Source organism: Streptomyces sp. F001 (assembly GCF_004187715.1).
In the GTDB taxonomy this organism is placed as follows: Bacteria; Actinomycetota; Actinomycetes; order Streptomycetales; family Streptomycetaceae; genus Streptomyces; species Streptomyces flavusporus.
The window spans coordinates 87,632-106,640 of record NZ_QZWF01000001.1; the positions used below are offsets into that span (position 1 = coordinate 87,632).

General features: G+C 72.2%; 16 protein-coding genes and 3 pseudogenes. 9 read left to right on the top strand and 10 right to left on the bottom strand.

Annotated elements, in window-relative coordinates:
• The first annotated feature begins 47 nt into the window (after window positions 1-47).
• On the top strand, window positions 48-1,616 hold the full coding sequence (locus StrepF001_RS00400; protein ID WP_240797298.1) for a helix-turn-helix domain-containing protein: 1,569 nt from the start codon (window positions 48-50) through the stop codon (window positions 1,614-1,616).
• 99 nt (window positions 1,617-1,715) lie between these two features.
• Here StrepF001_RS00400 and StrepF001_RS00405 read toward each other — a convergent pair whose 3' ends face one another.
• Entirely contained in the window at window positions 1,716-2,933 is a 1,218-nt protein-coding gene (locus tag StrepF001_RS00405; protein ID WP_129796357.1) for an NAD(P)/FAD-dependent oxidoreductase, read from the bottom strand.
• Between the two features lie 192 nt (window positions 2,934-3,125).
• Between StrepF001_RS00405 and StrepF001_RS00410 the strand changes: the two genes are divergently transcribed.
• The 3 genes from StrepF001_RS00410 to StrepF001_RS00420 are packed head-to-tail and all read left to right on the top strand — an operon-like array spanning window position 3,126 to window position 4,606.
• Complete coding sequence (locus tag StrepF001_RS00410) at window positions 3,126-3,578, top strand: DoxX family membrane protein (RefSeq protein WP_129796358.1); 453 nt, start codon at window positions 3,126-3,128, stop codon at window positions 3,576-3,578.
• Window positions 3,575-3,961, top strand: coding sequence for a Zn-ribbon domain-containing OB-fold protein (locus StrepF001_RS00415; RefSeq protein ID WP_129796359.1), 387 nt, complete (start codon window positions 3,575-3,577; stop codon window positions 3,959-3,961). The genes StrepF001_RS00410 and StrepF001_RS00415 overlap by 4 nt, the downstream gene beginning before the upstream one ends.
• Before the next feature lie 42 nt (window positions 3,962-4,003).
• Complete coding sequence (locus StrepF001_RS00420) at window positions 4,004-4,606, top strand: GNAT family N-acetyltransferase (RefSeq protein WP_129796360.1); 603 nt, start codon at window positions 4,004-4,006, stop codon at window positions 4,604-4,606.
• Between the two features lie 31 nt (window positions 4,607-4,637).
• On the opposite strand, the gene StrepF001_RS00425 is transcribed toward StrepF001_RS00420, so the two are convergent.
• The 3 genes and pseudogenes from StrepF001_RS00425 to StrepF001_RS00435 form a co-directional block, all read right to left on the bottom strand.
• Complete coding sequence (locus StrepF001_RS00425) at window positions 4,638-5,303, bottom strand: pyridoxal 5'-phosphate synthase (protein ID WP_129796361.1); 666 nt, start codon at window positions 5,301-5,303, stop codon at window positions 4,638-4,640.
• 45 nt (window positions 5,304-5,348) lie between these two features.
• Window positions 5,349-5,774: a pyridoxamine 5'-phosphate oxidase family protein gene (locus StrepF001_RS00430; RefSeq protein ID WP_129796362.1), complete on the bottom strand. Its 426-nt coding sequence runs from the start codon at window positions 5,772-5,774 to the stop codon at window positions 5,349-5,351.
• 151 nt (window positions 5,775-5,925) lie between these two features.
• Window positions 5,926-7,091 (bottom strand): annotated as a pseudogene (locus StrepF001_RS00435) (acetyl-CoA acetyltransferase).
• Between the two features lie 101 nt (window positions 7,092-7,192).
• Here StrepF001_RS00435 and StrepF001_RS00440 point away from each other — a divergent pair.
• A pseudogene (locus tag StrepF001_RS00440) lies at window positions 7,193-8,391 on the top strand (acyl-CoA dehydrogenase family protein).
• Between the two features lie 57 nt (window positions 8,392-8,448).
• Here StrepF001_RS00440 and StrepF001_RS00445 read toward each other — a convergent pair.
• On the bottom strand, window positions 8,449-9,096 hold the full coding sequence (locus StrepF001_RS00445) for a TetR family transcriptional regulator (protein WP_129796363.1): 648 nt from the start codon (window positions 9,094-9,096) through the stop codon (window positions 8,449-8,451).
• A 122-nt stretch (window positions 9,097-9,218) separates the two neighbouring features.
• On the opposite strand from StrepF001_RS00445, the gene StrepF001_RS00450 reads away from it, so the two are divergent.
• The 3 genes and pseudogenes from StrepF001_RS00450 (at window position 9,219) to StrepF001_RS00460 (ending at window position 13,441) form a co-directional block, all read left to right on the top strand.
• Window positions 9,219-9,953 carry a VOC family protein gene (locus StrepF001_RS00450; RefSeq protein ID WP_165396111.1) on the top strand — a complete coding sequence of 245 codons (735 nt, stop codon included), beginning with the start codon at window positions 9,219-9,221 and terminating at the stop codon, window positions 9,951-9,953.
• 178 nt (window positions 9,954-10,131) lie between these two features.
• A pseudogene (locus StrepF001_RS00455) lies at window positions 10,132-12,485 on the top strand (serine/threonine-protein kinase).
• 362 nt (window positions 12,486-12,847) lie between these two features.
• Window positions 12,848-13,441 (top strand): hypothetical protein, encoded by a 594-nt coding sequence (locus StrepF001_RS00460; RefSeq protein ID WP_129796364.1) that lies wholly within the window; start codon window positions 12,848-12,850, stop codon window positions 13,439-13,441.
• Between the two features lie 3 nt (window positions 13,442-13,444).
• Here the strand turns inward: StrepF001_RS00460 and StrepF001_RS00465 are convergent, their stop codons facing one another.
• The 3 genes from StrepF001_RS00465 to StrepF001_RS00475 are packed head-to-tail and all read right to left on the bottom strand — an operon-like array spanning window position 13,445 to window position 15,779.
• The gene (locus tag StrepF001_RS00465; RefSeq protein ID WP_206306741.1) at window positions 13,445-14,218 is read right to left on the bottom strand and encodes an enoyl-CoA hydratase/isomerase family protein; all 774 of its coding nucleotides are present in this window, start codon (window positions 14,216-14,218) and stop codon (window positions 13,445-13,447) included.
• Window positions 14,215-14,625 (bottom strand): OB-fold domain-containing protein, encoded by a 411-nt coding sequence (locus tag StrepF001_RS00470; protein ID WP_129796366.1) that lies wholly within the window; start codon window positions 14,623-14,625, stop codon window positions 14,215-14,217. Before StrepF001_RS00470 ends, StrepF001_RS00465 begins: the two co-directional genes overlap by 4 nt.
• A gap of 5 nt (window positions 14,626-14,630) precedes the next feature.
• Window positions 14,631-15,779 (bottom strand): lipid-transfer protein, encoded by a 1,149-nt coding sequence (locus StrepF001_RS00475; protein ID WP_129796367.1) that lies wholly within the window; start codon window positions 15,777-15,779, stop codon window positions 14,631-14,633.
• Window positions 15,780-15,871: 92 nt separating this feature from the next.
• Between StrepF001_RS00475 and StrepF001_RS00480 the strand changes: the two genes are divergently transcribed.
• Window positions 15,872-17,461: a FadD3 family acyl-CoA ligase gene (locus StrepF001_RS00480; RefSeq protein ID WP_129796368.1), complete on the top strand. Its 1,590-nt coding sequence runs from the start codon at window positions 15,872-15,874 to the stop codon at window positions 17,459-17,461.
• Between the two features lie 4 nt (window positions 17,462-17,465).
• On the opposite strand, the gene StrepF001_RS00485 is transcribed toward StrepF001_RS00480, so the two are convergent.
• Together StrepF001_RS00485 and StrepF001_RS45340 are read right to left on the bottom strand one after the other, a co-directional pair.
• Window positions 17,466-18,092, bottom strand: a complete 627-nt coding sequence (locus StrepF001_RS00485) for an O-antigen ligase family protein (protein ID WP_165396112.1) — start codon at window positions 18,090-18,092, stop codon at window positions 17,466-17,468.
• On the bottom strand, window positions 18,011-18,841 hold the full coding sequence (locus StrepF001_RS45340; protein WP_165396113.1) for a hypothetical protein: 831 nt from the start codon (window positions 18,839-18,841) through the stop codon (window positions 18,011-18,013). The genes StrepF001_RS00485 and StrepF001_RS45340 overlap by 82 nt, the downstream gene beginning before the upstream one ends.
• Window positions 18,842-19,009 lie beyond the last annotated feature (168 nt).

Genomic DNA, 19,009 nt, shown 5'->3' on the forward strand with positions numbered 1-19,009 from the left:
AGAAGTTGTTCGGCAGCACGGACGGGAGCGACGTCCTGCGCCTGGCCATGGTCCACGTCGGTTCCCTCGGCCCGTTCCGGGCCGAGGCCGGCTACCTCATGACGGGCCACGAACTCGTCCGTGCACCATCGAAGGACGAGCAGGCCGACGAGCCGGTCGATCGGCGGGTTCGTGAGCTGGCCGAGGCGGACGGCCCCGTGGTCTTCCCAGGGCGGCGCTGGGGCTGGGCGTTCGGTCTGCGGGAAGCCGGTGGTCTGCTCGGCTATCTGGTGGTGTCGTCCCGGCTCCTGCCCGGCCGGCGGGACCGCCTGCTGATCACCGCGCTCGTGCGGCTCACCTCGGCAGCTCTGTCCCTGGCGGCCGCGCGGCGCCGGCTGTACGAGGACGCCAGGGAGCTGAGCCGGCTGCGGGTAGAGCTGGTCACGACGCTGGATGAGTTGGACTCCCTGCGGACCGAGCTGCACCACCAGAGGATCGTGCACGACGCGTTCGCCCGAGTCGCGATCCTGGGCGGCGGCGAGGACGCCCTCACCCATGCCTTGTACGAGGTCACCGGTCTGCCGACGCTGCTCGAGGACCGCTTCGGGAACCTGCGGTCCTGGGCGGGCCCAGGACAACCGGACCCCTATCCGACGCTGGCCCCGGAGCGTCAGGAGGAGATGCTGCGGCAGGTCGCTCACGGGACGGGACCGGTCCGGGTCAGGAACCGCCTCGTTGCCGTGGCCCGCCCGCACGGGGAGATCCTCGGCGTGCTGGCCGTCGTGGACCCCGAGGAGAGGGCGGACGAGCACACCGAGTTCGCGCTGGACCACGCCGTGGGGGCGCTCGCCCTGGAGTTGGCGCATCAGCGCAACCTGGCCGAGGTCGAGCTTCGGCTGCACCGCCAGCTGGTCGACGATCTGCTGGAGGGCACCGAAGAGGCGAGCGCTTATGCCAGGTCCGCAGCTGTCGGCCACGACCTGCACCGCGCGCAATACGTCGTGGTGGTGCGCTGGCGAAGCGGAATGGCCGACGACTCCTTCACGCGCGCCGTCGAACGAGCGGCAACCACGGCGGGCTTGAGACCGCTGGTCACCCGCCGCGGTGACCAGGTGGTGCTGCTGACCGCGACGAGTCCGGACGGCGAAGCCCTGCACGCGGCACTGACCCGGGAGTTCGGAACAACCGCCGGCGCCATCGGAGTAAGCCCGCGCTGCGACACCCCGAGCGGCATCCCCCGCCGCTACCACGAGGCACTGCGGGCGCTGGAGGTGCGGCAGCAGTCGCGCGAACAGGAAGGCACGACGTTCTTCGACGACCTGGGCCTGTACCGGATCCTCGGGCCCGGCAACGACTTCCGGGAGCTCGACGCGTTCGTACAGGAGTGGCTGGGCCAGCTCATCGACTACGACGCACAGCACGGTGCGGACATGGTGGCGACACTCGCGCAGTACTTCGACTGCGGCGGCAATTACGACGAGACCGCCGCAGCGCTCTCCGTCCACCGCAGCACTCTGCGCTACCGGCTCCAGCGCATCCGCGACATCGGCGGCCTCGACCTGGCGGACGTGGACACTCGACTCAATCTCCAGGTGGCGACGCGGGTGTGGAAGATCATGCTGGGCGGGCGGGGATGACCGAAGGCACGCAAGGCGCGACCGCCAAGTGCCGGTGCCCGATCAGGCAGCTCCCACAGCCGCCCGGCGCGACCTCGCGCCGCTGCCGCTCCGCCATGCCTACGCGGGCGCCGACGCCCCATCGCACCCCGGGAGGCGGGACACGCGTCCGGCGCTCCGCTTGGCGATGGTCCGGGCGATCTTCTCCGCGTCGATCGCCAGTTCGCGGAGCATGCCGCTGATGGGGTTGGTGTAGCCGGTGAAGTAGAGGTCGGGGGCGTTCTTCGGGGTGCGGGCGCCATGCACGACGGGTCTGCCCCGGTCGTCGAGGACGTCGAGGTGGCCGACGAGGGGCTCCAGCGCGCGGACGTAGCCGGTGGCCGCGATGACGGCGTCCGGGCCGATTCGGTTGCCGTCGGCGAGGAGCACCTCATCCTCCTCGAAGGCCTCCACGGCGGCGACGATCTCGACCTTGCCCTGGCGCACCGCGTCGATGAGGCCGACGTCCTGGACGGGGATCGCGCCCTCGGTGACCCGGCTGTACAGGCCGGTGTCGGGGCGGGGCAGGCCGTGGGCGGAGAGGTCCGGCACGCTGACCTTGGCCAGCGGGCGAGCGAGCCGGTCGACCAGGCCGACCGGCAGCCGGCGCACCAGGACGCCGGTGTACTGGGCGGCCCAGCCGGCGGTGGAACGGCGGACGATGTGCGGCGCCGTGCGCACGGACAGCCGTACCCGCTTCGCCCCGCCCTCGACCAGGTCGACGGCGATCTCGGCGCCGGTGTTGCCGATGCCGACGACCAGGACGTCGCGGCCGGTGTAGGGCCCGGCGTTGCGGTAGGCGGAGGCGTGCAGGAACTCGCCGGTGTAGGTGTCGCGGCCCGGCCAGTCGGGGACGCGGGGCGTGTGGTTGTGGCCGGTGGCCACCACCACCGCGCCGCCGGTCAGTTCGCGGCCGCCGGTGGCGTGCAGCAGCCAGCCGGTGCCGTCGGGTGTGCGGTCGACGCGGGAGACCTCGACACCGGTCACGATCTCGAGTTCGTGGTGCTCGGCGTACTTCTCCAGGTAGCGGATCACGTTGTCCCGGGAGACCCAGCGGCCGAAGCGGCGCGGCACCGGGAGCCCCGGGAGGGCGGACAGGCGGCGGGTGGTGTGCAGGTGGAGCCGGTCGTAGTGGTTCCGCCAGGACGCGCCGACCCGGTCGGACTTCTCCAGGACGACCGCGCGTATGCCCTGGGCGCGCAGTGCATGGGCGGCGGCGAGTCCGCCGGGGCCGCCGCCGATGACGTAGACGGGGCGGGGATCTGTCGTGGCCTGCGCGGGCGCGGTGGAGTCGGGCATGTCCCGGAGCGTAATCAGATGCCGGGTTGATGGGTCTCGGTCAAGACCGGAATTGGTTGCGGATCGATCACAGGTGGGGAGGAGTGGGTGAGGCTTGTGGCGTAGAGCGAGCGGTTGTGTGCGTGCGGGGGAGGCGTGCGGGGCCTGCTTCCGGGCTTCCGTCGCCCGGATAACTGACGTACCGTCAGATCCATGGATGCGATCTGGCTCACCGGTGCCGAGTGGCTGGCCGTGCTCCGCATAGGGCTCGGGCTGTGGTGGCTGGAGAGCTGGCGGCACAAGGACAGGAAGGGCTGGTTCGAGCGGGGCACCGGGATCGCCTGGGCCGCGGATGTGGCCGCCAAGCACCGCTGGAACGCGGTGCGTTCGGGGTTCGAGGTCGTCGTCGCGCCCCGGCCACGCCTGATGGCATACGTCGTCGTGTACGCGGAACTCGCCCTGGGAATCGGGCTGATCGCCGGATTCCTGACTCCGCTCGCCCTCGTCGGCGGACTGCTGCTCAACGTCCTCTATTTCACGCTCATGATCCACGACTGGGCGGAGCAGGGACAGAACTCGATGATGGCGCTGATCTCGCTGGTGGCTCTGTTCGGGATGTCTTGGCAGACCTGGTCCCTGGACAGCGCGTTGGGACTCTTCCGATGAGGTACGACCTCCCGGAGATCGACGCCTTCACGCGGACGTACTGGGACGCGGCCGCGCAGGGGCGGCTGCTGGTGCGGCGGTGCGGGGCGTGCGGGCGGGCGCACCACTACCCCCGGGAGTTCTGCCCGCACTGCTGGAGCGAGGACGTGACCTGGCAGGAAGCGAGTGGCCGCGGCACGCTCTACACCTGGTCCGTCGTCCACCGCAACGACCTTCCGCCCTTCGGGGAGCGCACGCCGTACGTCGCCGCGGTCGTCGACCTCGCCGAGGGGCCGCGGATGATGACGGAGGTCGTCGACTGCGCGGAGGGCGAGCTGCGGGCCGGGATGGAGCTGACGGTCGCGTTCCAGGAGGGTGTGCCGGTGTTCCGGGGTTTGCCGTAATTCCGGGTGAGCGGACAGGGGCCGACGGGATTGAATGGGCCGATGTCCCTCATACGTGCCCAGTCCTCGGTCGCCCGCCCCTTCCCCGAACTGAACGGCCACGGTCTGCGCCTGTGCCGCTGGGACCCCCGCTCCGACGCCGATGCCGGGACCTGGCTGCGCGGGCTGTCCGACCCGGACTTCCAGCGCTGGAACACCCCCCTGAAACCGATCACGGACCTCGACGACGCCCGCGCCTCCCTCCGGGCCAAGGCGGAGAACTGGGCGAACGGCATGAGCGCGTCGTTCCGCATCACGGACGCCGCCACGGGCACGACCCTGGGCCATATCGGCGTCAACGAGATCGACCACGTTTTCCGCGTCGCCCGCGTCGGCTACTGGACCCTCCCCGAGGCCCGCGGCCGGCACGTCGCCACCCGCGCCCTCACCCTGGCCGCCCACTGGGCCCTGACGGACCTGGGCCTGCACCGCCTGGAGCTGGGCCATGCCCTGGGGCACGACGCCTCCTGCCGTATCGCCGAGCGGTGCGGCTTCCCGTACGAGGGGACCCTGCGGGGCGCGATGTGGGAGGCCGGGCGGCGCGACGCGTTCCGGGACGTGCACCTGCACGGCCGTCTGGCGACCGACCCGGCGGTGGAGCCGTGACCGCGGACTTCGGCCGGCGTTCCACCGAGGATCACGGCCACAGCAGCTGACGGCTCCAGCCGTCCTCCGTACGCCGGTAGGCCAGCCGTACGTGGCGTCGCCGGGCGTCGCCCTGGAAGAACTCCACCTCGTCCGGCTGGAGGCGGTAGAGCGTCCAGGTCGGCGCCGGGGTGTCGGGGTCGTCCTGAGCCCGGGTCCAGGCCGCCTCGGAGGCGAGGGTGAGTTCCTGGAGGGAGGCGAGGGGTTCGCTCTGGTGGCCCGTGAGCGCGGCCGCCAGTGCTCCGGTGGAGCGGGCGTGCAGGTCCGCCTGGCCCTCCTCGGCGGGGGCGGTCGTCACCGGGCCCCGGACGCGGATCTGACGTCCCTGGACGGGCCAGTAGAAGCTCAGGGCCGCGTACGGGCGGGCGGTGAGGTGGCCGCCCTTGCGGCTGGTGACATGCGTGGCGAAGGACCAGCCGTGGGCGTCGGCGCCGTGCAGCATCACGATGCGTACGTCCGGCCGGCCCTCCTCGTCCGCCGTGGCCAGGGACATGGTGTGCGGCTCGGGCTGGCCCGCCGCCACCGCCTGCGCGAACCAGCCGGTGAACAGGGGGAGGGGTTCGGCGGGTGCGGTGGCGGGGTCGAACGGCGGCAGCTCGGTGACCTCCGGGTCCCACACCCGCAGCGACCTCAGCAGCTCATGAAGATCCGGTTCCATGAGCCGAGTATCCCCGCGTCGACGGAGCGCCCACGGAGTGGACCCCTACACCGTTCCGAGGTCCGAGGAGACCCACCGCTCGGGCCGCATGCGGATGATGACGTTCTCGCCGTGGTTCTTCAGGGCGAACTCGACATAGCCGTCGACCTTCTCGGCCGGGAGGTAGCGGGCGGAGAGCTCCCGGAGCTGTTCGACGGTCGCGGAGGTCGTGTCGACGACCGGGCCCTCGACGGAGACGTAGCGGATGGTGGGTTCGACGCGGTCGACCATCAGGGTGAAGCGGCCGGCCGCCTTGATCAGCTGGTGCTTGCGGGAGTCGAGCCCGGTCATGATCCACACGTCACCACCGGGTGCGTACTGGTACCAGATCGGCACGGTCAGCGGCGCCCTTCCCGCCTCCCCGTTCACCGCGAGCGCGGCGATGTGCGGCTCGGCCAGAAACTGCTCGCGTTCCTCACGGGACAGTGCCATGTTCGCTCTCCTTCGAGTGCTCCAGGTCCGCGGATTCCGCTTGTCCGTGTCAGCATGCCGCGGGCCGTCCCGTATTCCGGGATGCGCAGCCGGTGAGTCGACACGGGACGGATTTCAGCCGCGGGCCAGGACGTGCCGACGCAGGACCGGCTCACTCACGTCCCAGAACCACCGTCCCCGAGGAGCAGAACCAGCCCCCCGTCCCCGAGGCACCCCCAGCCGGGGCAGCCCTCCGTCCCTGGGCGCGCACCTGGCGCTCGCCTGCCTCCCCCCGCAACTGCCGCACCGCCTCTCACCAGCAGGAACAGCCCGCGCATCCCGGGGTGCCGGCCGACAGACCGCCCCCGTCGGTGTTCACCGGCAGTTCCCCGCCTCGACCCTGAGCCGCCCCTTCTCCACGAACGCCCCGCCCTCGCCCTTCCCGCAGAAGCCGAGGTCCTCCAGCGTCACCAGGGTCATGTACGTGAACGCGTCGTAGATCTCCGCGAAGTCGACCTCCTCCGGGCGCACCCCGGCCCGCTCGAAGGCCAGCCGCCCGCTCACGGCCGCCGGGGACACGGTGAAGTCGGGCCACTCGGACATCGCGGCGTGCGAGACGTGCTCGCCGGTGCCGAGGATCCACACCGGAGCCGTACGGCAGTCCCGTACGTACTCCTCGGCGGCCAGCAGCACCGCCGCGCCGCCGTCGGAGCGGATGCAGCAGTGGAGCTTGGTGAAGGGGTCGGCGATCAGCGGGCCGGACAGGACGTCGTCGACCGTGATCGGGTCCCGGAACATGGCCTCGGGGTTGAGGGCTGCGTTCGCCCGCGCCTGGACGGCGACCTCGGCCAACTGCTCGATGGTCGTGCCGTGTTCGATCATGTGGCGGCGGGCAGCCATGGCGTACTTGGCGATCAGCGTGTGGCCGTAGGGCACCTCGAACTGGAGCGGACCGCGGGCGCCGAAGGAGAGGGTGCCGGTGCGGCGGCCCGCCCTGACGTCCGCGCGGGCCGTCGAGCCGTAGGCCAGCAGCACCGCGTTCGCATGACCGGCGGCGATCGCGTCGGCCGCGTGGGCCGCCATGACCTCCCAGGTGGAGCCGCCGACCGAGGTGGAGTCGACCCAGGTCGGGCGCAGGCCCAGGTAGTCGGCCACCTCCACGGGCGCGAGCGTGCCCGTGCCCGCGGAGGCGAAGCCGTCGACCAGCGCGCGGTCCAGACCCGCGTCGGCGAGGGCCCGGCGGGCGGCCTGGGCGTGCAGGGTGTACGGGGTTGCCTGGTCCACACGGCCGCAGGAGGACAGGGACACGCCCACCACGGCGACTCTCCGGGTACGCATGGATCTGACGGTACATCAGATAGCTGTCCCCCGGCAGGCCTGGGCATCCTCGTCCCGCCGCCCTAATATGACGCACCGTCAGATCAGGGAGGCCCTCACCCATGGACGCCAGCTTCACCCCCGAGCAGGACGAGATCCGCCGCACCCTCCGTGACCTGCTCCGCCACACCTGCGGCCCCGAGCAGCTGCGGGCGGCCCTCGACACCCCGGCCGGACACGACCCCCGCCTCTGGACCGACCTCGCCGCCCGCCTCGGCCTGCCCGGCCTCGCGCTGCCCGAGACCTACGGCGGGGTCGGCTGCTCGGCGACCGAGCTCGCCCTCGCCGCCGAGGAGACCGGCCGGGCGCTCGCCCCCTCCCCCCTCCTCGCACGGCCGTCCTCGCCGTCCCCTCCTCCTGGCCCTCGCGCGGACGGCCAGCGCGCCGCCTGCTGCCCCGCATCACTCCGGCCGCCTCACCGCCACCCTCGCCGTACCCGGCGCGCACCTCGCCACCCCTTGCGCTGACCGGCGCCAACCGGGGCGACTGGCGGGCGGCGGCCGGGCGGGCGGCGTGCAGGCGCGGCGCGGGCGGCTGGCGGTTGTACGGGGAGGTCGGTCAGGTGCTGGACGGGCACAGTGCGGGGCTGCTCGTGGTGGCCGCGCATGCCGGGGGGTTCGCCCGTTCGCGGACCCTGTTGTTCCTGGTGCCGGGGGATGCCGCTGGGCTGGTCCGCGTACGGCAGACCGCCCTGGACGCGACCCGGCCGCAGGGACGACTGCAACTTCGCGACGTGGCAGCCGAGTTGCTCGGCGAGGAAGAGGCCGATGTCCTCGCCGCCCTCGCCGCCGTGGGGAACACCGCCGCCGCCGTCCTCGCCGCCGAGGCCGTCGGGGCGGCCGACCGTGCCCTGGAGCGGACCGTCGGACATGTCGTGCAGCGGGTGCAGTTCGGGCGGGCCATCGGCTCGTTCCAGGCGGTCAAACACCGCCTGGCCGACGTGTACGTCCAGGTGCAGGCGGCCCGCTCGGCGGCGTACTACGCGGCCTGGGCGGCCAGCCGCGGTGAGGCCGTCGGCGGGCTCGCCCTCGCCCAGGCCCTCCAGGCGCTGCGAACCGCCGCGGCCGAGGGAATCCAGCTGCACGGCGGCCTCGGCTTCACGTGGGAGCACGACGCGCACCTGTACTTCAAGCGCGCCGCCGGCGACGAGCTGCTCTTCGGGCCCGTCCACCGGCTGCGCGCGCACGCCGCCGACGCGGCGGAGCTGTTCGACGGGAGGGCGGCCGCGAACAACATGGCGGGCGGTGGTCCACTTGGGTGAACCACCGCCCGCCTGACAGGACTTGGGATGGGTAAAAGCGTCTTCCGTTGCTCCGGGCTACTTGGTCGGTTTCCGGCCGGTGATGCCCAGGTGCACCAACAGTGCAAGGTTCGGTTTGAGTTCGGCCTGTTTGACACCCCAGGACTGGAAGCCCTTCTGGTGCGAGGCGACCGCCGCGAGCATCGCGACGATCGAACCGGCCATCGCCGCAGGGTTCACGTCCTTGTCGACCCGGCCCTTGGACTGCAACTCGGCGACCGCGTCGACCAGGGAGTTGTTGACCGAGTTCAGGATCTTCATGCGGATCTTGTAGAACCGTTTGTCGCCCTCGGCCGCACCGAGGTCGACGACGCGCAGGATCGCGTCGTTCTTCCGCCAGAACTCCAGGAAACCGTCGACGAGTTCCTGGGCCGTCTGCCAGCCGGCCTTGCCGGTCCACGAACGGCCCGCCAGCAGCTCCGTCAATCCGGCGCCCTCGGCGGCCATTTCCTCGGCGATCTCCAGGACGGCGCCCTCGACGTCCGGGAAGTACTGGTAGAAGGTCGCGGGCGAAGTGCCCGCCTTCCTGGCGACATCGATGACTTTGACGTCCCGGTAGGGGGAGGAGCTGAGCATCTCGCTGAGGCAGTCGAGCAGCTTCTGCCGGGTCGCCTGCCCACGCCGACCGGCCACGCGGCCGTCGACGGTACGCACTTGTCCTGTCATGTCGTCAGCTTACCGAGGGGTGATCGGAGCGCTATTCGGCCGACTGCAAATGGGGTGCACGGGGGAAATGGGGGTGGTGTGGCTGATGGGCGGGGTGCGTCGAAGGACGTTAGCTTGACAGCATGGCCGAAAATGGGGCATCTGTGCGTGAAGCGGCGTACGCGGAGGGCGTCCCCTGCTGGGTGGACGCACAGCTCCCCGACGTCGAGGCGGGAAAACGGTTCTACGGTGAGCTCTTCGGGTGGACCTTCGAGGAGTCGTACGGCGGCACCGTGTGGGCGTACCACGACGGCGAGCCCGTCGCCGGGCTCGCGCACAAGCCGGACGGCCGCCTGCCCACGGTCTGGACAGTGTCCTTCGCGACGCCGGACGCCGAGGCTCTGTGCCGGCGGATCCTGGCGGCCGACGGCCAGATCGTCACCGCACCGATCCCGGTCGGCGAACTGGGCGTCGCCGCGCTCGCCGCCGACCCCGAAGGTGCGGTCTTCGGTCTGTGGCAGCCGGGGACGCACCAGGGGTTCGGGCGGCGCCACGAGCCCGGCAGTTTCGCCCGGGTCGAGCTGTACGCCCGCGACCCCGAGGCCGCGGGTGCCTTCTACGGGGGCCTGTTCACCGACGCCCTGTTCGGGACGGACGCCGAGCCGGACTTCGGGCGCACCCCGCTCACCGAGGTCTTCCCGGCCGAGATGCCGCCGCACTTTCTGGTCCACTTCCGAGTCGAGGACTGCGATGCTGCACTCGGGACGGTGAACCGGCTCGGCGGCCGCATCCAGGCGGGACCGTTCGACACTTCGTACGGAACGGTGGGCGTGGCCTCGGACGACCAGGGGGCCTCGTTCGCGGTGCTACAGCGCTGACGTGCACCTCTTTGTCGCGCTATAAGGCGAGACACCCGATATGTCGCTGGGTTCGCAACCTGTGGCCCGGACAGGAAGAATCGGGGTGCGTGCCGCCACGGCGGTGCGGTGGTGAGACGCTGCACGCGGTCGCGTACATATGTGGGTGACGCGGCTCGTACGGGGAGGTGGCAGGCAAGTGGTGGATCAGCTGACGCAGCACGATCCGCGGCGGATCGGGCCGTTCGAGGTGCTGGGACGGCTGGGTGCCGGCGGCATGGGGCTGGTCTATCTCGCGCGCTCGGCGTCCGGCCGGCGCGTGGCGATCAAGACCGTCCGGACGGAGCTCGCCGAGGACCAGCTGTTCCGCGTCCGTTTCACGCGCGAGGTCGAGGCGGCCCGCGCGGTGTCCGGCTTCTACACGGCGGCCGTGGTCGACGCCGACCCGCGGGCGGCCGTGCCGTGGCTGGCCACCGCATACGTTCCCGCGCCCTCGCTCGAGGAGATAGTGAACGAGTGCGGGCCGCTCCCGGCCCAGGCCGTGCGCTGGCTGGCCGCGGGCGTCGCCGAGGCGCTGCAGTCGATCCACGGGGCCGGGCTGGTCCACCGTGACCTCAAGCCCTCGAACGTCCTCGTCGTCGAGGACGGCCCCCGGGTGATCGACTTCGGTATCGCCTCCGGCGTCTCGAACACCCGTCTGACCATGACGAACGTGGCCGTCGGTACCCCCGCCTACATGTCGCCCGAGCAGGCGAAGGACTCCCGCTCCGTCACCGGTGCCAGCGACGTCTTCTCGCTCGGCTCCAAGCTCGTCTTCGCCGCCACCGGCCATCCGCCCTTCCACGGCGCCAACCCGGTCGAGACCGTCTTCATGCTGCTGCGCGAGGGCCCCGACCTCGAAGGCCTGCCGGACGAGCTGCGCCCGCTGATCGAGTCCTGTATGCAGATGGACCCCGCGGCCCGCCCCACCCCCCGACCTCCAGGCCCAGCTCGCCCCGCACCTGTTCGGCTCCGGCTCCGACGACAGCGGTACGGCGTCGGCGTGGCTGCCGAGAAGGCCGTCAGCCTGATCGAGGCCCGCCGGGCGGCCGCCTCCTGTCAGACCCGCCTCCGGCTCGGGCCGCAGCTCCGGCCGGCCGCACGCCGTGCCGCCCCCGCCGCCCACGCCCCCGTCGTCCCGGCGCCCGCGCCCGCGGCCCCCGTGTCCGCCCCGGTCGGCGCCCCCGACAGCGGCCCGTACGGCTGGCCGGCGCCGCGGTGCCCATCGGCCCCGGCCCGCGCGTCGCCGACGCCCGTGCCGCCGCCGTCAAGGCGCCCCCGCCCGAGGCGGGCCTGGCCGCGTCCTGGGCCAAGCCCCGCCCCGGCGTCAACGGCGCCGAACCCGCCGTACCGGCGCCGCAGCCCGCACCCCCGGAGAACCCGGCCGGCTGGCGCCCCTGGCGGTTCCGTATGTCCAACGACGTCTGGGGCACTCCGGCCGTCGCCGACGACCTCGTCTACGTCACCTCCTTCGAGGTGCACGCCCTGGACGTGGCCACCGGCCGGCGCCGCTTCAAGACCCGGGACGTGGCCTGGTCGATGGCGGTCGCCGACGGACGGATCCACGCCTCCGACGGCCCCACCCTCTTCGCCCTGGACGCCCGCGAGGGCGCCGACTTGTGGCGGCTGTCGACGGACGCCTGGGTGTACTCCCTGAAGGCCGACCGCGGCACCGTCGTCACCGGCACCCGCGGCGGGGGCGTGCAGGCCTGGGAGGCCGCCAGCGGCCAGAAGCTGTGGGAGATCACCGGCTGCCAGAGCGACTTCGAGTCCCCGGAGGCCGGGCCGGCCCTGCACGACGGCACGGTGTACGTCTGGCAGGACGCCCGGCTGCGCGCCCTGGACGCCCGCACCGGCGACGAGCGCTGGTCGTACCCGATCGGCGACGCGGCCTCCTGCGGCGGCGTACCGGTCCGTGTCGCCCCCGCATCCGACGGATACGTGTACGTGTCCGCGGGCACCCGCGTCCTCGCCGTCGACGTGGCCGGCGGGCACGTGCGCTGGCACTTCGAGGCCCCCGCGGTCTTCCTCTCCCCGCCCGCCTTCGCGCCCGGCCCCGCGGTCACCGGCGGCGGCGTCTACCTCGCCGACTACCTCGGCACGGTGTACGCCCTCGACGCCGCCGACGGCCGCGACCGCTGGCGTATCGCCACCGAGTCGCGGGCGTCCACCGAACCGGTCCTGGTGGCCGCCGGTCACGTCCACGTCGGCAGCGGCACCGGCCTGTACACGCTGGACGCGGTCACCGGCACCCCCAAGTGGCGTTTCCAGGCGGGCGGCGACATCGTGGGCGCACCGTCGGTCGCCGAGGGACGTATCCACTTCGGCTCCACCGACCACCTGCTGTACACCCTGAAGGCCGACGACGGCCGACTGCGCTGGAAACTCGCCACCGGCGGCGAGATCACCGGTTCCCCGGTCGTCAAGGACGGCATCGTGTACGCGTGCAGCAAGGACCGCTGCGTGTACGCGCTGGACGCGGAGAAGGGCACGGGCACGGCCCGCACCGCCTAGGGCCTGTCCGGCGGATCATGCCGCAGACGCGGGTTCCGGCACGCCCTCCCCCACGCTCGGCTTCGCTCGAGCGGGGGGACCCTCATCGCGTCGACGCCCTCCTCCGCCTTGCAGCTGGACGCACCAGAACCCGCTCACCTGCGCTATCAGGGTGTGGTCGATTTCCTGCGACCTGATCCGCCGGACAGGCCCTGGTGCCGCGGGACGGCCGTCGTACCAGGCGCACGGAAGGGTTCCTGACGGCGGCCGTCGCTCGGGCGAGCAACCGGTCTTCACCGTGCTCATACCCGACGCTACAGCGGGTGCGTGACGGTCGCCAGGCGGTGACATGGCCGTGACAGAAGATCCAGTAGCGTGACGGCATGGATCTTCGGGGGCGCACACTCAAACTCACGGCGATGGCGGCGTTGGTGGTCCTGACGCTGACCGGTTTCTCGACGGGACGCGGCCACGGTAACGGCAGTGGCGGCGGCGACGGCGGGGGAGGGGGCGGTTGCAGCAGCTCCAGCCAGGACCACGACAGTTCGTCGTCGACGTCCGGTGGAGGTACCTGGTCGGGCACGGACGACGACGATGACGACTACGGCGGTACGTCCGGCAGCAGCGGCTACAACGACTCCTACGGTGACGACAACACCGGCTCCTCCGGCTCCTCCGGCTCCTCGGGCTCCGCCGAGACGCTGCAGAACGCCTCGGTGAAGCCGGTCAAGTGCGTCACCGGCAAGGCCCCGTACTCCAGGGTCGAGATCACCAACCCCAACGCGAGCACCGCCACCTTCGCCGTCGACGTCACCTTCGAGAACCGGGCGGGCGGCACCGTCAAGCAGGAGACCTGGTTCCTCGAAGTGCCCGGCCGCGACAAGCTCACCGTCGACATCGAGTCGAGCAACAGAAGCCGCGCCGCCGAAGTGACCGGCTGCGACGTCGACGAGGTCGCCGAGCCGGACACGCCCTAGCCCTCACCGCGTCCGGTGTTCCCGGCGCCGGCCGCGGAACAGCTCCGTCTGCAGCTCCGCCGGCGCATTGCCCAGCGCGATCAGCGCCGGCGCCTGCGCGAACGCCGTCGCCAGGGCCGCCTCCCGGGCCGCCCACAGGGCCCGCACGGTCCCCTGGACGGCCTCAGGAGGGTACCCGGCGAGCACGGTGGCGCAGGCGGTCGCCGCTGCCAATGCCTCGCCGGACGGGGTGACTTCGGACACCAGCCCCACCTCGTACGCCCGCCGCGCCGAGATCCGCTCCGCGGTACCCATGAGCGCCATCCGGGCGACCTCCCCGTACGGCATCCGCTGCGCCAGCAGCATCGACTCGTACGCACTGACCATGCCGTACGTGGTGTGCGGGTCGAAGAAACTCGCGCTCGTCCCGGCGATGACGAACTCCGCCTCCCCGAGCAGATAGAACGCCCCGCCGCAGGCCATTCCCTCCACGGCCGCGACGACCGGCTTCCACAGGTCGTTCGCCTTCGGCCCCACGCTCAGCAACGGATCGTCCGCCATGTACGGCGAGTTGGGCTGGGGAACCTCGGCGCTTCGGTCGACGCCGGTGCAGAAGGCCCGCTCCCCGGCCCCGGTGAGGACGACGGCCCGCACGGAGTCGTCGTACCGGAACTCCCCCCACGCAGCGGAGAGTTCGCCGGCCAGGGCGAGATCGATGGCGTTGAGCCGCTCGGGCCGGTCGAGGGTGACGACGGCGACGCCGGTGTCCTTGTCGGCGGTGACCCGCAGGCCGCTCATCCGTACACCCACTGCGGAACCCCGGCGTCGGTGAAGACGACCCGGACCCTCGCGCCGATCCGAACGCGGTCCGGCGGAACGGAGTCGAGAGGGGCACCGGCATGACTGACGAGGTTGCCGACCAGCCGTATCCTCGGCGCCTCCGCCACCTCGACGACAATCACGTTGTACGGCGCCTGCTCGGCGTAGTCGGGCAGCAGCGGCGGATGCGGGACGACGTACGACCAGATCCGCCCGAGCCCGGACATCCGACGCCACTCGGACGCGAACGACTGGCAGTGCGGGCAGCAGGGCCGGGGCGGGAAGCGCAGTTCACCGCAGTCGGCGCAGGCCTGGACACGCAGCTCGCCCTGGGCGGCGTACCGCCAGAAGGGGGCGCCGTCGGGGTCGATGACAGGACTCAGCATGCTCCTCAACTCCTCAGCAGCAGGGCGGAGGTGGGTACCCCCTCGCCGGCGGTGACCAGGCAGGTGGCGGCGCCCGGGACCTGGGCGGTACCGGTGCCCCGCAGCTGCTTCACGCCCTCGGTGATCAGGTTGAACCCGTGGACATAGGCCTCGCTGAGCCCGCCGCCCCCGGTGTTCAGCGGCAGCCGCCCGCCGATCTCGAGGGCGCCGCCCTCCGTGAAGGCGCCGCCCTCACCCCGGTCGCAGAAGCCGTAGCCCTCCAGGGAGAGCGGTATGAGGGGCGTGAACGCGTCGTAGATCTGGGCGACGTCCACGTCCTGCGGGGTGAAGTCGGCGTGCTTCCACAGGTGCCGGGCGGCGGTCCAGGCGGGCCCGGTGAGCGGGTCGTCGTTCCAGTAGTTGACCATTCCGTGGTGCTGGGCGGGCAGGCCCTGGGCGGCGGAGTGGACGTAGACGGGCCTGCGCCGGCAGTCCCGGGCGCGCTCGCGCGAGACGACGACACAGGCCAACGCCCCGTCCGTCTCCAGGCAGTTGTCGAAGAGGCAGAGGGGTTCGCTGATCCAGCGGGAGGTCATGTACATCTCGCGGGTGAGGGGGCGGTCGTACATCACCGCGGCGGGGTTCTGGTTGGCCCGGTTGCGGCAGGCGAGGGCGACGTTGAACAGGTGATCCCGGGTGGCGCCGTACTCGTGCAGATAGCGGCGGGTGAGCATGGCGATCTCGTCGGCCGGGCGGAGCAGCCCGAAGGGGCGGGTCCACTGGGCGGGTGTGGGGAGTTGGGCGGTGGTGTTCGTCCAGGGCCGCGGCCCGCTGCCCCGCTTCCGGGACCGCCAGGCGACCCCGACCGTGGCCTGCCCAGTGGCGATGGCGGCGGCGAGATGGGCGACGGTGGCGCAGGAACCGCCGCCGCCGTAGCCGATCTTGCCGAAGAAGGTGAGGTCACCGAGCCCGAGGGCCTTGGCGAGCTCCACCTCGTCGGTCTCCTCCATCGTGTACGAGGCCAGGGCGTCGACCTCGCCCGGAGCGATCCCGGCGTCGTCCAGGGCGGCGAGGACGGCACGGCAGGCGAGGGTCCGCTCGTCCTCGGGAAGCTGCCGGGCGAAGGCGGTCTGCCCGATCCCGACGATGGCCGTCGCATCCTTCAGCCCTGCCATGAGCACACCTCCACGCCGGAACCGGCTTGCTGACAGTCCGTCAGGCTAGCGCTAATCTGACGGACAGTCAGCTACGTGTTCGGGAGGCCGGTGTGCGCGGAGACGTGGAGTGGGGCAGCATTCCGGGGCTGGTACGGAGCGCGGCCGAGCGGTACGGCGACGCCGAGGCGGTCGTGGAGGGCCGGACGAGGATCTCGTACGCCGAACTGGGCGCCCGCGTGGAACGCGCGGCCGCGGCCTGCCTGGCGAACGGGGTGTCGCCGGGGGACCGCGTCGCCATCTGGGCGCCGAACTCACTGGACTGGATCGTCTCGGCGCTGGGCGCGGTGTCGGCCGGGGCGGTCCTGGTCCCGCTGAACACCCGCTTCAAGGGCACGGAGGCAGCCGACGTCCTGCAGCGCAGCCGGGCCCGCCTGCTGTTCGTGACGGGCACGTTCCTGGGCACGTCGTACGTGGCGTCGTTGCGGCGGGCCGCGGGGGAAGGGCCCGGGAACGGCCGGGGCCCACTGCCCGGACTGCCCTCCCTGGAGCAGGTGGTGGTCCTGTCGGACGACGCCCCGGCCGACTTCCGCACCTGGAAGGACTTCCTGGCGAGCGGCGACACGGTACGGGAGTCCGCCGTACGCTCCCGCGCATCCCAGGTCGACCCGTCCTGGCCGTCGGACATCATCTTCACCTCGGGCACGACCGGCCGCCCCAAGGGCGCGGTGATCACCCACGCTCAGACCCTCCGCGCATACGAGGTGTGGAGCGACCTGGCCGGCCTGCGCCACGACGACCGCTACCTCATCGTGAACCCCTTCTTCCACACCTTCGGCTACAAGGCCGGCATCCTGGCCTGCCTGATGCGCGGCGCGACGATGATCCCCCAGCCGGTGTTCACCGCGACGACCGCCCTGGCGAACATCGCGGCGGAACGCGTCTCCGTCCTCCCCGGTCCGCCCGCCCTCCACCAGTCCCTCCTGGACCACGCCTCCCGCGACGCCCACGACCTGTCGGCGCTGCGCCTGGTGGTGACCGGCGCGGCGGTGGTCCCGCTCCGCCTGGTCGAACGGCTGCGCGGCGAACTCGGCGTGGAGACGGTCCTCACGGCGTACGGCCTCTCCGAAGCGAGCGGCATCGTCACGATGTGCCGCCGCGGCGACGACCCCACGGTGATCGCATCGACGTCCGGCCGGGCCGTCCCGGGCACGGAGGTACGGGTCGATGCTCCCTTCGGCACCCCCGGCGAGGTCCTCGTCCGCGGCTTCAACGTCATGCGCGGCTACTTCGAGGACCCGGCGGCCACGGCGGAGGTCCTGACACCGGACGGCTGGCTGCGCACCGGCGACGTGGGCGTCCTGGACGAGGCGGGCAACCTGCGCATCACCGACCGCATCAAGGACATGTTCATCGTCGGCGGCTTCAACGCCTACCCCGCGGAGATAGAGCAGGTCCTCGGCCTGCATCCGGACGTGTCCGACGTCGCCGTCATCGGCGTACCGGACGCTCGCCTGGGCGAGGTCGGCAAGGCGTACGTGGTACGCCGCGCGGGGGCCGTACTGACCGGGGACGACCTGATCGCATGGGCACGCCGGGAGATGGCGAACTACAAGGTGCCGCGGACGGTGGAGTTCGTGGGGGAACTGCCGCGGAACGCGAGCGGGAAGGTGGTGAAGGGGGAGCTCAGGGCACGCCGGTGAAGAGTCACCTGGAGGCGGTTTCCGCCTTACGGTGCTGCCGCGGCCGGGGCGGCGGACCCAGGTCACCGGAGTGCACCGAGCGGGCGTCGACGGAACCGGACCGGCGCCGCCACCCGCCGGGCACCTCGGCCATGACGAGCCCCAGGGTGACCCAGAACAGGCTGTCGATGCGGTCGAGGTTGGCCGGGTGGTCCAGCATGCACATCAGGAAGAAGCCGGTCAGCGCGGCCAGCCCGACCGTGCCGATCACCGACTTGGCCCGGGCGGCCCGGGCGGCCGAGATCCAGGCGACCACGGTCACGGAGAGGATGGCGAGCAGACCGAGGGGCCCGGTCTCGACGAGCCAGTTCAGCCACAGGTTGTGGGCGTGCACGAAGACCCGGTCGCCGTCCGCCCCGGCCGATATGACGGCCCCCGACCGCCCGAGGCCCACGCCCAGCGGATTGTCCGCGGCGATGTCCAGGGCCGCGTTCCAGGCCTGCCCGCGCACGCCGAGCGAGTCCCCGGCCCGCGACACGACGGCGATGGCAGCCCCCGCTCCGACGAGTATCACGAGCCCCACCCCCGCCAGGATCCGCCGCTGGGCCCGGTCGGCGAGCCGCGGCGCCAGCCAGTAGGCCCCGCCCAGCACCAGCAGCCCGGCCGCCCCGCCACATACCCGGCACGGGAGAAGGTGGTGAGCAGTGCCCCGTGTCCCAGGGCGCCGACGAGGACGATCGCGGTACGGGCGGTCCGCTCGTCCACGGACACGGCGGCGAGCAGCACGAACGGCAGCAACAGGACCAGAAAGGCGGCGAGCAGATTGGGATTGGCGAACGTCCCGACGGCCCGTATCAGCGCCCCGTCGCCGCCCGTCGCACAGGACACGTCGGCGAGGAGGCCGGTACGGCAGAAGCCGGTCGGCGTCTCATTGGTCACCTGGGAGAAGGCCACCGCCCCGGCCGCCGCCACACCGGCCAGCGCGAGCAGCCCGACCGCCCGCCAGGACTCGGGCTGGGTGCGGCGCAGACCGACGACCAGGTAGTAGCAGCCGACGACGGTGAGCAGTCCGCGCAACGGCGCGGTGGGATGGCCGCCCAGGTAGGTGACGGCCAGAGCGGTGAGGAGCAGCGCGGCGACGGGCAGGTCGAGCCGGGTACGAAAGTCACGCAGCCGGGCCCGGGCACGCCCCCGCACGGGCACGATCAGCGCGATCAGCCCGATCACCAGCAGCAGCCGCACCGGCGTCACGACCCCGACGAGCGGGTCGTCCGGAAAGAAGTCGGTCGCACCGTCCACCAGCACGACGGCCGCCACAGCGAGCGGCACGAACTGTACGAACTGAGCAAAGGCCCCCGGCAGTCCAGAGCCGGTCGCCGCGGAGGTCCGGTCGTATGCCATGGCACCCGAGCGTGGCGGCGCGGGACGTACTGCGGGTGTCGGAGTTGCTAACGGTGCGGAGCGGCTGGGGGGCCGGGGCGCGGATTCGGTCTCGCTGGCGGGGTGGAGTGGGGTTGGGGTGGAGTGGGGTGGTGGCGGACGGTGGTGCGGCGGGACGCCGGCCGGCGA